The organism is Streptomyces saintjeani, assembly GCF_055409605.1.
Window position 1 is genome coordinate 2,140,088 of record NZ_CP189624.1, and the last position, 13,660, is coordinate 2,153,747.

13 protein-coding genes are annotated in these 13,660 nt (G+C 71.1%); 8 read left to right on the plus strand and 5 right to left on the minus strand.

All coding sequences use genetic code 11. The features are described 5' to 3' along the window. Positions 1–2: 2 nt before the first annotated feature. Positions 3–722, minus strand: coding sequence for a 3-oxoacyl-[acyl-carrier-protein] reductase (gene fabG / locus ACQCO7_RS09525; RefSeq protein WP_059044767.1), 720 nt, complete (start codon positions 720–722; stop codon positions 3–5). Positions 723–969: 247 nt separating this feature from the next. Here fabG and ACQCO7_RS09530 point away from each other — a divergent pair, with 247 nt between their 5' ends. The 3 genes from ACQCO7_RS09530 to tyrS all read left to right on the plus strand — a co-directional run bounded on the left by ACQCO7_RS09530 (position 970) and on the right by tyrS (position 5,283). Then, positions 970–2,493, plus strand: a complete 1,524-nt coding sequence (locus ACQCO7_RS09530) for a TldD/PmbA family protein (RefSeq protein WP_464071397.1) — start codon at positions 970–972, stop codon at positions 2,491–2,493. Positions 2,494–2,575: 82 nt separating this feature from the next. Beyond that, positions 2,576–3,970 carry a metallopeptidase TldD-related protein gene (locus ACQCO7_RS09535; RefSeq protein WP_464071398.1) on the plus strand — a complete coding sequence of 465 codons (1,395 nt, stop codon included), beginning with the start codon at positions 2,576–2,578 and terminating at the stop codon, positions 3,968–3,970. A 44-nt stretch (positions 3,971–4,014) separates the two neighbouring features. Continuing rightward, positions 4,015–5,283 carry a tyrosine--tRNA ligase gene (gene tyrS / locus ACQCO7_RS09540; protein ID WP_464071399.1) on the plus strand — a complete coding sequence of 423 codons (1,269 nt, stop codon included), beginning with the start codon at positions 4,015–4,017 and terminating at the stop codon, positions 5,281–5,283. Positions 5,284–5,388: 105 nt separating this feature from the next. Here tyrS and ACQCO7_RS09545 read toward each other — a convergent pair whose 3' ends face one another. Beyond that, complete coding sequence (locus ACQCO7_RS09545; protein WP_010355624.1) at positions 5,389–5,667, minus strand: GlsB/YeaQ/YmgE family stress response membrane protein; 279 nt, start codon at positions 5,665–5,667, stop codon at positions 5,389–5,391. 222 nt (positions 5,668–5,889) lie between these two features. On the opposite strand from ACQCO7_RS09545, the gene ACQCO7_RS09550 reads away from it, so the two are divergent. Both ACQCO7_RS09550 and ACQCO7_RS09555 read left to right on the plus strand, forming a co-directional pair. Further along, the gene (locus ACQCO7_RS09550; protein WP_464071400.1) at positions 5,890–6,273 is read left to right on the plus strand and encodes a DUF3099 domain-containing protein; all 384 of its coding nucleotides are present in this window, start codon (positions 5,890–5,892) and stop codon (positions 6,271–6,273) included. 204 nt (positions 6,274–6,477) lie between these two features. After that, positions 6,478–6,696, plus strand: coding sequence for a hypothetical protein (locus ACQCO7_RS09555; RefSeq protein ID WP_464071401.1), 219 nt, complete (start codon positions 6,478–6,480; stop codon positions 6,694–6,696). A gap of 24 nt (positions 6,697–6,720) precedes the next feature. Here ACQCO7_RS09555 and moaA read toward each other — a convergent pair whose 3' ends face one another. The 3 genes from moaA to ACQCO7_RS09570 all read right to left on the minus strand — a co-directional run bounded on the left by moaA (position 6,721) and on the right by ACQCO7_RS09570 (position 9,843). Then, positions 6,721–7,710: a GTP 3',8-cyclase MoaA gene (moaA, locus tag ACQCO7_RS09560; RefSeq protein ID WP_464071402.1), complete on the minus strand. Its 990-nt coding sequence runs from the start codon at positions 7,708–7,710 to the stop codon at positions 6,721–6,723. A 157-nt stretch (positions 7,711–7,867) separates the two neighbouring features. Then, positions 7,868–9,490 (minus strand): solute symporter family protein, encoded by a 1,623-nt coding sequence (locus tag ACQCO7_RS09565; RefSeq protein ID WP_464071403.1) that lies wholly within the window; start codon positions 9,488–9,490, stop codon positions 7,868–7,870. Continuing rightward, positions 9,487–9,843, minus strand: a complete 357-nt coding sequence (locus ACQCO7_RS09570; protein ID WP_010355616.1) for a DUF485 domain-containing protein — start codon at positions 9,841–9,843, stop codon at positions 9,487–9,489. The genes ACQCO7_RS09565 and ACQCO7_RS09570 overlap by 4 nt, the downstream gene beginning before the upstream one ends. A gap of 344 nt (positions 9,844–10,187) precedes the next feature. Here ACQCO7_RS09570 and ACQCO7_RS09575 point away from each other — a divergent pair, with 344 nt between their 5' ends. From ACQCO7_RS09575 to ACQCO7_RS09585, 3 genes are all read left to right on the plus strand, one after another. Beyond that, a complete protein-coding gene (locus ACQCO7_RS09575) occupies positions 10,188–11,735 on the plus strand; it encodes a S8 family serine peptidase (RefSeq protein ID WP_464071404.1) in 1,548 nt (515 codons plus the stop codon). An 85-nt stretch (positions 11,736–11,820) separates the two neighbouring features. Further along, entirely contained in the window at positions 11,821–13,272 is a 1,452-nt protein-coding gene (locus ACQCO7_RS09580) for a CoA transferase (protein WP_464071405.1), read from the plus strand. 31 nt (positions 13,273–13,303) lie between these two features. After that, positions 13,304–13,501 (plus strand): hypothetical protein, encoded by a 198-nt coding sequence (locus tag ACQCO7_RS09585; protein ID WP_464071406.1) that lies wholly within the window; start codon positions 13,304–13,306, stop codon positions 13,499–13,501. The last annotated feature ends 159 nt before the right edge of the window (positions 13,502–13,660 follow it).

Consider the following 13,660-nt stretch of genomic DNA (forward strand, 5'->3'; position numbering starts at 1 on the left):
GATCAGTGACCCATTCCCAGTCCGCCGTCAACGGGGATGACGGCTCCAGTGATGTACGAGGCTTCGTCGGAGGCGAGGAACCGCACCGCGGCGGCGATCTCCTCCGGCTGCGCGTACCGGCCGAGCGGCACCTGGGACACGATGGCGGCGCGCTGCTCGTCGGTGAGGACCTTGGTCATGTCGGTGTCGACGAAACCGGGGGCCACGACGTTGAAGGTGAGGTTGCGGGAGCCCAGCTCGCGGGCGAGGGAGCGGGCGAAGCCGATGAGGCCGGCCTTGGAGGCGGCGTAGTTGGCCTGGCCGGGGCCGCCGTACATGCCGACGACCGAGGAGATCAGGACGACGCGGCCCTTCTTCGCGCGCAGCATGCCGCGGTTGGCGCGCTTGACGACCCGGAAGGTGCCGGTGAGGTTCGTGTCGATGACCGACGTGAAGTCGTCCTCGGACATGCGCATCAGGAGCTGGTCCTTGGTGACACCGGCGTTGGCGACGAGCACCTCGACGTTGCCGTGCCGCTCCTCGATCTCCTTGTACGCCTGCTCGACCTGCTCGGGGTCGGTGATGTCGCACTTGACCGCCAGGCAGCCCAGTTTGGTGAGGGCCTCCGGAGGCTCACCCGTGCGGTACGTGATCGCGACCTTGTCGCCGGCGTCGGCGAATGCGCGGGCGATGGCGAGGCCGATGCCCCGGTTGCCTCCGGTGACGAGAACCGAGCGGCTCAACGGATCACCCTTTCGATAGAGGTCTGACACACCCGCCCGGCCCAGCGAGCGACAGGCGGCTTCCCCGAAAACCTATCCGCCCGCCCCCTTTCACGGACATTCGGGCACCGACAGTGGGTCATGAACCTGGCTGTGGGGTTCCTACAGTCGGCGCCGGGGGCCGGATTTCGGGGGAACGCGCGTGGTGGGACATGATTCACTGCCTGCGACGGTCATCACAGGCGAGCACCCCGAAGGGATTCCACTCGTGCCCCATGAGATCGATCCATCGTTCCTGGCTCTCCCCCTACGCCCCCTCGCGGACGCCGCGCTCGCGCGTGCGCGCGCGTTGGGGGCCGAGCACGCGGACTTCCGGTTCGAGCGGGTGCGCAGTGCGGCGTGGCGACTGCGGGACGGGCGGCCGGCGGGGTCGTCGGACTCCACGGATCTGGGGTATGCCGTGCGGGTCGTGCACGGCGGGACCTGGGGGTTCGCCTCCGGGGTGGATCTGAGCATGGACGCCGCCGCGAAGGTGGCCTCGCAGGCGGTGGCGATGGCCAAGCTGTCCGCGCAGGTCATCAAGGCGGCCGGGTCCGACGAGCGGGTGGAACTGGCGGCCGAGCCGGTGCACGCCGAGAAGACGTGGGTGTCGGCGTACGACATCGACCCGTTCTCCGTGCCGGACGAGGAGAAGACCGGGCTGCTCGGGGAGTGGAGCGGGCGGCTGCTCGCGGCGGACGGCGTCGGCCATGTGGACGCCTCGCTGCTGACCGTGCACGAGAACAAGTTCTACGCCGATACGGCGGGCACGGTGACGACGCAGCAGCGCGTCCGGCTGCACCCGCAGCTGACGGCCGTCTCCGTCGACGAGTCCAGCGGCGAGTTCGACTCGATGCGCACGCTCGCGCCGCCGGCCGGCCGGGGCTGGGAGTACCTCACCGGGACCGGCTGGGACTGGGACACCGAACTCGCCGAGATGCCGTCGCTCCTCGCGGAGAAGATGCGCGCGCCGAGCGTCGAGGCGGGCCTGTACGACCTCGTCGTCGACCCCTCCAACCTGTGGCTGACGATCCACGAGTCCATCGGCCACGCCACGGAACTCGACCGCGCGCTCGGCTACGAGGCCGCGTACGCCGGGACCTCCTTCGCGACCTTCGACCAGCTCGGCAAGTTGCGGTACGGCTCCGAGCTGATGAACGTCACCGGCGACCGCACGGCCGAGCACGGGCTCGCGACGGTCGGGTACGACGACGAGGGCGTCGAGGGCCAGTCCTGGGACCTGGTGCGCAAGGGCACGCTCGTCGGGTACCAACTCGACCGGCGGATCGCGAAGTTGACGGGGCTCGGGCGCTCCAACGGGTGCGCGTACGCCGACTCGCCGGGCCATGTCCCCGTCCAGCGCATGGCGAACGTGTCGCTGGCGCCCGACCCGGCGGGCATGTCCACGGAGGACCTCATCGGGGGCGTCGAGCGCGGCATCTACGTCGTCGGCGACCGCTCCTGGTCCATCGACATGCAGCGCTACAACTTCCAGTTCACCGGCCAGCGCTTCTTCCGCATCGAGAACGGCCGCCTCGCAGGCCAGCTCCGGGACGTCGCGTACCAGGCGACGACCACGGACTTCTGGGGGTCGATGACAGCGGTCGGGGGTCCCCAGACGTACGTGCTCGGCGGCGCCTTCAACTGCGGCAAGGCCCAGCCGGGGCAGGTCGCGGCGGTGTCGCACGGCTGCCCGTCCGCCCTCTTCAAGGGCGTCAACATTCTCAACACGACGCAGGAGGCCGGGCGATGAGCGCCAGCAGCGAGGTCGGCCGGGGGTCCGGGGGTCGCCCCCCGGGCAAGCACAGTCTCAACACGACGCAGGAGGCCGGGCGATGAGTGCCGCCGTCAACAAGCCGCACGAGATCGTCGAGCGGGCCCTGGAGCTGTCCCGTGCGGACGGGTGTGTCGTCGTCGCGGACGAGCAGTCGTCGGCGAACCTGCGCTGGGCGGGCAACGCGCTGACCACGAACGGCGTCACGCGCGGGCGCACGCTGACCGTGATCGCGACCGTGGACGGCAAGGAGGGCACCGCGTCCGGCGTGGTGACCCGGGCCGCCGTCACCAGCGACGAGCTGGAGTCCCTCGTCCGGGCCGCCGAGGACGCCGCGCGCGCCGCAGGGCCCGCCGAGGACGCGCAGCCGCTGGTGTCGGGGACGCCCGCCTCGCCGGAGTTCACTCAGGCGCCCGCCGAGACGTCGTCCGCCGTGTTCGCGGACTTCGCGCCCGCGCTGGGCGAGGCGTTCGCCCGCGCGCGGGCGGGCGGGCGCGAGCTGTACGGCTTCGCCCACCACGAGCTGGTCTCGACGTACCTCGGCACCTCGACGGGGCTGCGGCTGCGGCACGACCAGCCGAACGGCACGCTGGAGCTGAACGCCAAGTCGCCCGACCGTACGCGCTCCGCGTGGGCCGGCTGCTCGACGCGGGACTTCAAGGACGTCGACCCGGCGGCGCTGGACGCCGAGCTGGCCGTACGGCTGGGCTGGGCCCAGCGACGTGTCGAGCTGCCCGCCGGGCGGTACGAGACGCTGCTGCCGCCGACCGCCGTCGCCGACCTGCTGATCTACCAGATGTGGTCGCAGTCGGGGCGGGACGCGACCGAGGGGCGGACGGTGTTCTCGAAGCCGGGCGGCGGTACGCGGCTCGGTGAGCGGCTCACCGAGCTGCCGCTGTCGCTGCGCAGCGACCCGCACGAGCCGGGGCTCGAATCCGCGCCGTTCGTCATCGCGCACTCCTCCGGCGGCGACACGTCCGTCTTCGACAACGGGCTGCCCGTGCGGGCGACCGAGTGGATCGGGAACGGCGAGCTGAAGAACCTGATCACGTCCCGGCACAGCGCCGCGCTGACGGGGCTGCCGGTCGCTCCCGGCGGGGACAACCTCATCCTCGACGGAGGCGGCTCGCAGTCCCTGGACGAGATGGTCGCGGCGACCGGGCGCGGGCTGCTGCTGACGTGCCTGTGGTACATCCGCGAGGTCGACCCGGCGACGCTGCTGCTCACCGGGCTCACCCGGGACGGGGTGTACCTCGTCGAGGACGGCGAGGTCGTCGGGGAGGTCAACAACTTCCGGTTCAACGAGTCGCCGGTGGACCTGCTCGGGCGGGCGGTCGAGGCGGGGCGTACGGAGAAGACGTTGCCGCGGGAGTGGAGCGACTGGTTCACGCGGGCGGCGATGCCGGCGCTGCGGGTGCCGGATTTCAATATGAGCTCTGTCAGCCAGGGCGTATAACCTCGTACCTGATTACCGGTACATCGCGAGGAGACAAGAGAACCGTGACGGACATCGTCGACGAGCTGAAGTGGCGCGGGCTCTTCGCCCAGTCCACCGACGAGGACGCTTTGCGCAAGGCGCTCGCGGACGGTCCCGTCACGTTCTATTGCGGCTTCGACCCGACCGCGCCGTCCCTGCACGTCGGACACCTGGTGCAGGTGCTGACCGTACGGCGGCTCCAGCAGGCCGGGCACCGGCCGCTGGCGCTGGTCGGCGGGGCGACGGGCCTGATCGGCGACCCGCGTCCGACGGCGGAGCGCACGCTGAACTCGCCCGAGGTGGTGGCCGGCTGGGTGGAGCGGCTGCGCGGGCAGATCGAGCCGTTCCTGTCCTTCGAGGGCGAGAACGCGGCCGTGATGGTCAACAACCTCGACTGGACGGCCGGGCTCTCGGCGATCGAGTTCCTGCGGGACATCGGCAAGCACTTCCGCGTCAACAAGATGCTGACGAAAGACTCCGTCGCGCGCCGGCTGGAGTCCGACCAGGGCATCAGCTACACGGAGTTCAGCTACCAGATCCTCCAGGGCATGGACTTCCTCCAGCTCTACCGCCGGTACGGCTGCACGCTCCAGCAGGGCGGCAGTGACCAGTGGGGCAACCTCACGGCCGGGCTCGACCTGATCCACCGCCTGGAGCCGGGCGTCGAGGCGCACGCGCTGGCCACTCCGCTGATGACGAAGGCGGACGGCACGAAGTTCGGCAAGACCGAGGGCGGGGCCGTGTGGCTCGACCCCGAGATGACGACGCCGTACGCGTTCTACCAGTTCTGGCTGAACGTCGACGACCGGGACATCTCCTCGTACCTGCGGATCCTGTCCTTCAAGTCCCGTGCGGAGCTTGAGGAGTTGGAGAAGCAGACGCAGGAGCGTCCGCAGGCTCGGGCCGCTCAGCGGGCGCTGGCCGAGGAGCTGACGACCCTCGTCCACGGGGCCGCGCAGACCGATGCCGTGATCGCCGCGTCCAAGGCGCTGTTCGGGCAGGGCGAGCTGGCGGACCTCGACGAGAAGACGCTGGCGGCGTCGCTCTCCGAGCTGCCGCACGTCCAGGTATCCGAGCTGGGGCTCGTGGTGGATCTGTTCGCGGAGGTCGGGCTGGTGGCCAGCAAGTCCGCTGCGCGGCGGGCCGTCAAGGAGGGCGGGGCCTACGTGAACAATGCGAAGGTCGCTTCCGAGGACGCGGTGCCGGCGAAGGAAGATCTGCTGCACGGTCGGTGGCTCGTGCTGCGGCGGGGGAAGAAGAGTCTTGCCGCTGTGGAAGTGATGGGCGCCTAGCCGCCGTTCGGGGCGCGGGAAGCTTTGCGGCTGCCGGTTTGCCGTGGCTGGTCGCGCGGTTCCCCGCGCCCCTTGGGTACGTGGGCCTACCCTGCGTCTCCTAGTTCACGTGCGCTGCTTGTTCCTGCCCAGCGTCGCCGAGTACGCCATGTCGCCCAGGAAGACGATCACCACCGCCGCGATCAGCTGGAACGCGTGGCGGCCCCAGTCGATGCCCCGGGTCGCGTCGATGCCGACGGCCCGGGCGAGGGCGTTGCCGGCGATCGCGCCGAGGATGCCGAAGATGGTGGTCAGCCAGAGAGGGCTGTGCTGCTTGCCCGGGATGATCGCCTTCGCGAGCAGGCCCAGCACGAACCCTACGATGATCGCCCACAACCAGCCCATGGCTGCCTCCTTGTACGGATCGACGTGAGCATTGGACCCAGTGTCGGTCCGGTCGCCGTACGCCGCATGTCGAGGCCGGCGTACACGGCTGGGCGCAGGAGGATCGCCGGGCCCGGCGATGCCCCGGGCTCGAAGGCCGTGCGGGCGCGGCGTAACGTGGAGGACGCCCGGGGCCGGTTCCGTGCCCGGGGGGAGTCGTAGGCGGGCGGACGGTGGAATGTGATGCGGAAGCAGGGTGCCGAGGGGAACGGCCAGGTGTTCCGGATCACCGGGGCGCGGCAGGGTCTACAGGACGACGTGAGGAAACGGCAGCGGCGGTACATCATCTCGATGTCCGTGCGGACGGTGTCGGTGGTGCTCTCGGCGCTGTTGTGGAACGTGGAGCGGCATGTCGCGATGGTCGCGCTGGCCCTCGGGATCCTGCTGCCGTACATCGCGGTCGTGATCGCGAACGCGGGGCGGGAGAACGCGCCGGGGCTGCCGTCGACGTTCGTGCCCTCGCCGGGGCGGGCGCGGCTGGCGGGACCGCCCGTTGCGGAGCGTGCACCGGAATCACCGGCGGCGTCCTCGGCGGCTGACGCGGGGCCGGGTGCTACCGGTCGGTAGCAGTGAACGCACTGTCCGTCCGCTGTGGACAAGGCTCAAGAAAAGCTCAGATCAATCATGTTGTTCAGGTCCCGTGCGGGCGTTCTGCCGTGACATACTTCCTACGCGCTCCGCATCCCCCGTCGGAGCGACGGACCGACGCCGGGCAGCTCCCCCCGTGGCTGCTCGGCGTCGCCTTTGTGTACGGGTATGCGGGACGGCGCTGTGACTGACGAAACCCCCATCTGCTCGGCCAAGGGCTGTCGCGACGCCGCTGTGTGGGTGCTGGCCTGGAACAACCCGAAGATCCATACGCCGGAGCGGCGCAAGACGTGGCTGGCGTGCGAGGAGCACCGCGAGCATCTGTCGCAGTTCCTGGGGGTGCGGGGGTTCCTGAAGGACGTCGTCGAGTTCGAGGACTGGAAAGCTCCCGAAGGAGCCTGATCAGCCCCGGCATCAGCCTTGGGGTCAGCCTCCGATCGCCGACATCGGCCGCTGCGGCTGCACGAACGCCGGGTCGTCCAGCCCGGCGCCCGCCTTCTTGCCGTACATCGCGACGCTCCAGATCTTCGCCAGCTCCTCGTCGGACGCGCCCTCGCGCAGGGCCGTCCGCAGGTCCGTCTCCTCGCGGGCGAACAGGCATGTGCGGATCTGGCCGTCGGCGGTGAGGCGGGTGCGGTCGCAGGCGGCGCAGAAGGGGCGGGTGACCGAGGCGATGACGCCGACCTTGTCGGGGCCGCCGTCCACCAGCCAGCGTTCCGCCGGGGCCGAGCCGCGTTCGTCCTGCGTCTCGGGGGTGAGGTCGAAGCGGGTGCGCAGGGACGTGAGGATGTCACCGGCGGTGACCATGCCGTCGCGAGTCCAGCCGTGCTGGGCGTCCAGCGGCATCTGCTCGATGAAGCGGAGTTCGTAGGCGTGCTCGACGGCCCAGGCGAGGAGGTCGGGGGCCTCGTCCTCGTTGAAGCCCGGCATCAGGACGGCGTTGACCTTGACGGGGGTGAGGCCCGCTTCGCTCGCGGCGGTGAGGCCGTCCAGGACGTCCTGGTGGCGGTCGCGGCGGGTGAGGGTCCTGAAGACGTCGGGGCGGAGGGTGTCCAGCGAGACGTTGACCCGGTCGAGGCCGGCCTCCTTGAGGGCGGTGGCGGTGCGCCGCAGACCGATGCCGTTGGTCGTGAGGGACATCTGGGGGCGGGGGGCGAGGGCGGCGACGCGCTCGACGATGCCGACGAGGCCGGGGCGCAGGAGGGGTTCGCCGCCGGTGAAGCGGACCTCCTCGATGCCGAGGAGGCGTACGGCGATGTCGATCAGGCGGACGATCTCGTCGTCCGTGAGGAGGTCGGGCTTGGCGAGCCATTGCAGGCCCTCTTCGGGCATGCAGTACGCGCACCGCAGGTTGCAGCGGTCCGTCAGGGAGACCCTGAGGTCGGTGGCCTTGCGGCCGTAGGTGTCGATGAGCATCCGGGTCCCCTCCCCCGCCGTACGTCTCGGAATTGCCTTTCCGTTATCTGCGAGCCTACGTGACAGCACTGACAACGATCGAATGGTCTCCGGACGTGCGAAGGGCCGCGCCGCCGGAGGGGGTGCGGCACGGCCCTTCGGGTCACGGGCGGTGGCGTCAGTGCGCGCCGGTGCCCGTGAGGGAGCGGACCTCCAGCTCGGCGTACTTCTTCGCGTCGGGCTCCTCCTTCGAGAGGTAGGTGCCGACGATGCCGAGGAGGAAGCCGACCGGGATCGAGATGATGCCGGGGTTCTCCAGGGGGAACCAGTGGAAGTCGACGTCCGGGAACATCGACGTGGCCTTGCCGGAGACGACCGGCGAGAACAGCACCAGGCCGACGGCGCTGACGAGACCGCCGTAGATCGACCAGAGGGCGCCCGTGGTCGTGAAGCGCTTCCAGAAGAGGCTGTAGAGGATGGTCGGCAGGTTGGCGGAGGCGGCGACCGCGAAGGCGAGGGCGACGAGGCCCGCGACGTTCAGGTCGCGCGCGAGGGCGCCCAGCAGGATCGATACCGCGCCGATACCGACGGTGGCCCAGCGGGCGGCGCGGATCTCGTCCTTCTCGCTGGCCTTGCCCTTCTTGATGACGTTGGCGTAGATGTCGTGCGCGAAGGACGACGAGGACGCCAGCGTGAGGCCGGCGACCACCGCGAGGATCGTCGCGAAGGCGACGGCGGAGATCGACGCGAGCAGGATGGCGCCCCAGTTGGAGTCGACGCCGCCCAGATGCAGGGCCAGGAGTGGCGCGGCCGTGTTGCCGGCCTTGTTGGACGCGGTGATCTCGTCGTGCCCGATGAGCGCGGCGGCGCCGAAGCCGAGGGCGAGGGTCATCAGGTAGAAGGCGCCGATGAGGCCGATGGCCCACAGGACGGACTTCCGGGCGGCCTGCGCGGTGGGCACGGTGTAGAAGCGGATGAGGATGTGCGGGAGCCCGGCGGTGCCGAGCACCAGGGCGATGCCCAGCGAGATGAAGTCCAGCTTGGTGGTGCCGGTGAGGCCGTACTTGAGGCCCGGCTCCAGGAAGGCCGCGCCCTTGCCGCTGTTGTCGGCCGCGCTGCCGAGCAGGTCGGAGATGTTGAAGTCGAACTTGAGCATCACCAGGAAGGTCAGCAGCAGGGCGCCCGCCATGAGGAGGACGGCCTTGACCATCTGGACCCAGGTGGTGCCCTTCATGCCGCCGATGGTGACGTAGACGATCATCAGCAGGCCGACCAGCGCGACGATGCCGACCTTCCCGGCGTCGCTGGTGATGCCGAGGAGCAGCGAGACGAGGACGCCCGCGCCGGCCATCTGCGCGAGCAGGTAGAAGATCGAGACGACGATGGTGGAGGTGCCGGCGGCCGTCCGGACCGGGCGCTGGCGCATCCGGTACGCGAGGACGTCGCCCATCGTGTAGCGGCCGGAGTTGCGCAGGGGCTCGGCGACCAGGAGGAGGGCGACGAGCCAGGCGACCAGGAAGCCGATGGAGTAGAGGAAACCGTCGTATCCGAACAGGGCGATGGCGCCCGCGATGCCGAGGAAGGAGGCGGCGGACATGTAGTCGCCGGCGACGGCCAGGCCGTTCTGGAAGCCGGTGAACTGGCGCCCGCCCGCGTAGAAGTCGGCGGCGTCCTTGGTCTGGCGGCCCGCCCAGATGGTGATGACCAGGGTGGCGGCGACGAACACCGAGAACAGGCTGATGATCAGCGTGCGGTGCTCGCTCGCCGCGCCGCCGGCCGCAAGAGTGGTCAGGGCGCTCATTCGGCGTTCTCCATACGGGTCTTGATGGCCTCGGCCTTGGGATCGAACTTGGCGGCGGCGGTGCGCGCGTACCACCAGGCGATGAGGAACGTGGTGAGGAACTGGGCGAGGCCGAGGACGAGGGCGACGTTGATGTTGCCGACGACCGTGGTGCCCATGAAATCGCCCGCGTAGTTGGAGAGCAGGACGTACAGCAGGTACCAGGCGATGAAGCCGACCGTCAGCGGGAAGGCGAACGAGCGGTAGGAGCGGCGCAGTTCGCCGAATTCCGCGCTCTCCTGCACCGCTTCGAACTCCTCGGCCGATGGCCGCTGCGCTGGGATCTTCGAGGGGGGCGGTGTCTCGGTGGCCACGGAGTCTCCTCGCGTTGCGAAGGTCGGATCTAACGGACGTACAGGCATATATGTACAGGCATACGACGGAAGCTCGATCGGCCTCGGGCTTCCTGCCCAAGGTCACGGCGCCGCGTTGGGGCTGGTTCAACTCGTTCGGGTTGTTTCGAAAGTTGACGTCCGGGGAATCCGGCTCCCCTCCGCGACGCCCGTCAGGTGCCCGGATTCCGGAACGCGATCTCCGGAAGCCATTGCTGCGGGGCGAGTCGGGCGGATAGTTTCGGGGCGTACCGCTGGTCATGTACCTGCCCGGTCGCGAACCTCGCGCCCGGTGCTTCGCCATACCCGGATGATGTGGAGACCCCATGGCTCATCTGCCTTCGAGACGCCGTCTCGCCCTCGCGGCCCCGCTCGTGCTGTCGCTCACCGCGTCCCTCGGCTTCCTGCCGACGGCGGCGACCGCGGCGCCCGTCGACTCGGCCGCGTCCTCGGCCACTTCGGCCTCCGCGGCCTCTACCGAGGCCGGGACGCTGACGTACGTCGTCAACACGAAGGCGGACCACCGCACGATCGCGTCGGTGAAGAAGGCGGTCACGGCGGCGGGAGGGACCGTCGTGATCGCGTACGACAGGATCGGCGTGATCGTCGCGCACTCCGCGAACCCGGCGTTCGCCACCGAGATACGCACGGCGCGGGGCGTGCAGTCGGCGGGCGCGACGCGTACGGCGCCGCTCACGGCGGCCGGCACGACCGACGAGGGCGCGGTCCAGAAGCTGACGCAGGCGCAGGCCGCTCAGCTCGCCGCCGATGCCACCGCCGGTCAGGAGCCGATGGAGGCCGACCAGTGGGACCTGCGCGCGATCGGCGCGGACAAGGCCGCCGAGATCAACCCCGGCAGCAAGAAGGTCACCGTCGCCGTCATCGACACGGGCGTCGACGACACGCACCCCGACCTCGCCCCCAACTTCTCCGCCTCGCAGTCCGCGAGCTGCGTCGGCGGGGTCGCCGACACGACGCCGGGCGCCTGGCGGCCCGCCGACCCGAGCCACTACCACGGCACGCACGTCGCCGGTGAGATCGCCGCCGCCCGCAACGGCATCGGCGTCGCCGGGGTCGCGCCGGGCGTCAAGGTGTCCGGGATCCGCGTCTCGCAGGGCGAGGGCCAGTTCTTCTACCCCGAGGCGGTCGTCTGCGCGTTCGTCTTCGCCGCCGACCACGGCGTGGAGATCACGAACAACAGCTACTACGTCGACCCGTACCTCTACAACTGCCTCGACGACCCGGACCAGAAGGCCGTCGTCGACGCGGTGAACCGGGCCCAGTCGTACGCCCAGCGCAAGGGCACCCTCAGCATCGCCTCCGCCGGGAACTCCAACCACGACCTCGACTCCGACGCGATCGAGGACACCACCAGCCCGAACGACACGACGCCGGTGACCCGCACGATCGACCCGCACAAGTGCCTCGACGTCCCGGCGCAGCTGCCGGGCCTGGTCACGGTCAGCGCGACCGGCGTCAAGGGCACCAAGTCGTACTACTCGACGTACGGTTACGGCCAGGTCGACGTCGCCGCGCCCGGCGGCGACCGGTACCAGATCCCGGACACCCCGTCCCAGAACGGCCGCATCCTCTCGACGCTGCCCGGCAACACCTACGGCTACCTCCAGGGCACGTCGATGGCCGCGCCGCACGCCGCGGGCGTCGCCGCGCTCCTCAAGTCGACCCACCCGTGGGCGTCCCCGGCCCAGCTCACGGCCCTGCTGAAGCTCCAGGCCGACAAGCGGTCCTGCCCGACCGAGCCGTACGACGGCAACGGCGACGGCGTCGTGGACGCGACCTGCGTCGGCGGCAAGTTCTACAACGGCTTCTACGGCTCCGGCGTCGTCAACGCCCTGAAGGCCGTCAAGAAGTAGCCCCGCACGGGGGCCGTCCCTCCCGTTCCCGGCACGTCCGACCCGCGTGGGCGTGCCGGTGGGAGGGGGGAGCATAGTGATGGACATGATCGATACAGCGGTGGCGTGGGACGCGCTGGGCGGGGATCCGGCGCTGCTGTCCGGGGTTTCGGTGACCGCCCGGGAGGGAGTGCTGGCGTCCCGGCTGCCGGTGCGGGAACTCGCCCGCGCCTGTGTCGCGGTGTGTTCGCTGGCCGCCGCCGAGCTGGGTGCCCGGCGGGCCGGGGCGACCGAGGTGCCCGGTGTGCGGGTGGACGACGGAGCCGTGGGAGCCGCGTTCGTGAGCGAGCGCCACCTGCGGGTCGGAGGCCGGGCTCCGGTGACGTTCGCGCCGTTGTCGCGGTGGTGGCGGACCGGGGACGGCTGGGTGCGGACCCACGCGAACTATCCGCATCACCGGGAGCGGCTGCTGCGGGGGCTGGGGGTGCCGTCGGGGGAGCCCGACGCCGTCGCCGCCGCCATGGCCGAGCGGTCGGCCGTCGAGGTGGAGGAGACGGTGTACGGGGTGGGGGGACTCGCGGTGGCGTCGCGCACCCGCGCGGAGTGGGAGAGGCATCCGCAGGCGGTGGCGGTGGGGAGGCGGCCGTTGGTGGAGTGGGAGCGGTTGGGGGAAGCGGGCGCACGCGCGCGCGGGGAGAAGGGGGCCGGGGGTGGCGCGCACGCGCGCGGGGAAGGGCGGTTCGGGCAGGAGGCGGGTGGGCGCGGGGAGGCGCACGCGCGCCGTCGTCCGGTGGTGCTTCCCGCCGCCGGTCTGCGGGTCCTCGACCTCACGCGGGTCATCGCCGGTCCCGTCGCCACGCGGACGCTCGCTCTGCTCGGGGCGGACGTGCTGCGGGTGGACGCGCCGCAGCTCGCGGAGTTGCCCGACCAGCATGCGGACACGGGGTTCGGGAAGCGGTCGGCGCTGGTGGATCTGGCCGTCGACCGGGAGGTGTTCGAGGGGTTGCTCGCTTCGGCGGACGTCGTCGTCACGGGGTACCGGCCCGGCGCGCTGGACCGTTTCGGCCTCTCCCCCGAGGCGCTCGCCCAGCGGCGCCCCGGGGTGATCGTCGCGCAGTTGTCGGCGTGGGGCGCGTACGGGCCGTGGAGCGGGCGGCGGGGGTTCGACAGCCTGGTGCAGGTCGCGTCGGGGATCGCGGACGTCGAGGGCGACGGGGAGCGGCCCGGCGCGCTGCCGGCTCAGGCGCTGGATCACGGGACGGGGTATCTGCTGGCCGCTGGGGTGCTGCGGGCGGTGACCGAACGGGACTACGGGGACGGGTACGGAAGGGTGCTGCGGTTGGCGTTGGCGCGGACCGCTGCGTGGCTGACGGAGGAGGGTGGCAGGGCGGGCCGCGGCTCCGGGGACGGTCCTGACGCCGGGCCCTGGCTCGCCGAACGGGACAGCCCGCTCGGGCGGTTGCGGTACGCGCGCTCGCCGGTGGAGTTCGAGGGCGGGCCGGTGGACTGGGAGAGGCCGCCGGGGCGGTGGGGCGCGGACGAGGCACGGTGGGGCTGAACCCGGCAGGGCGGGCGGGATCCGGCGCGGGGTGACGAGCCCGCCGTCGCCGCTGTGCGGGGAGTTGCCCGGCCTGCGCCGCGTCGGGCAGCCCACCGCCGTGCCGCCGTTCGTCGCGCGGGCGGTGGTCGAACAGGCGCGGCGCGGCGGGGAGTTGCCGCGAGGGCGGGATGTTCCGGCCGCCGCGAGCGGATTCCCGGCACCGGCCCCGTCCCGCCGGGCCGCCTGATCCCAGGCCGGGAAAAACCGGTGGCCCCGCCTTTCCCCCACCCCCTACCGTCATCCCCACGGGGGCGGCTCCCCGGTGTGCTTCCTTCTCACTTCCTGAAAAGTTCCTAGCGCACCCCCTCTCCGCCCCCGCCTCTCACCTCACCTTCCCGGGGGACCC

Bases quoted from the DNA above. Each gene is read 5' to 3' on its own strand.
- ACQCO7_RS09535 (WP_464071398.1), top strand. From the start codon at position 2,576: ATGAGTGCCGCCGTCAACAAGCCGCACGAGATCGTCGAGCGGGCCCTG.
- ACQCO7_RS09545 (WP_010355624.1), bottom strand. From the start codon at position 5,667: ATGGGCTGGTTGTGGGCGATCATCGTAGGGTTCGTGCTGGGCCTGCTC.
- ACQCO7_RS09550 (WP_464071400.1), top strand. From the start codon at position 5,890: ATGCGGAAGCAGGGTGCCGAGGGGAACGGCCAGGTGTTCCGGATCACC.
- moaA (WP_464071402.1), bottom strand. From the start codon at position 7,710: ATGCTCATCGACACCTACGGCCGCAAGGCCACCGACCTCAGGGTCTCC.
- ACQCO7_RS09565 (WP_464071403.1), bottom strand. From the start codon at position 9,490: ATGAGCGCCCTGACCACTCTTGCGGCCGGCGGCGCGGCGAGCGAGCAC.
- ACQCO7_RS09575 (WP_464071404.1), top strand. From the start codon at position 10,188: ATGGCTCATCTGCCTTCGAGACGCCGTCTCGCCCTCGCGGCCCCGCTC.
- ACQCO7_RS09580 (WP_464071405.1), top strand. From the start codon at position 11,821: ATGATCGATACAGCGGTGGCGTGGGACGCGCTGGGCGGGGATCCGGCG.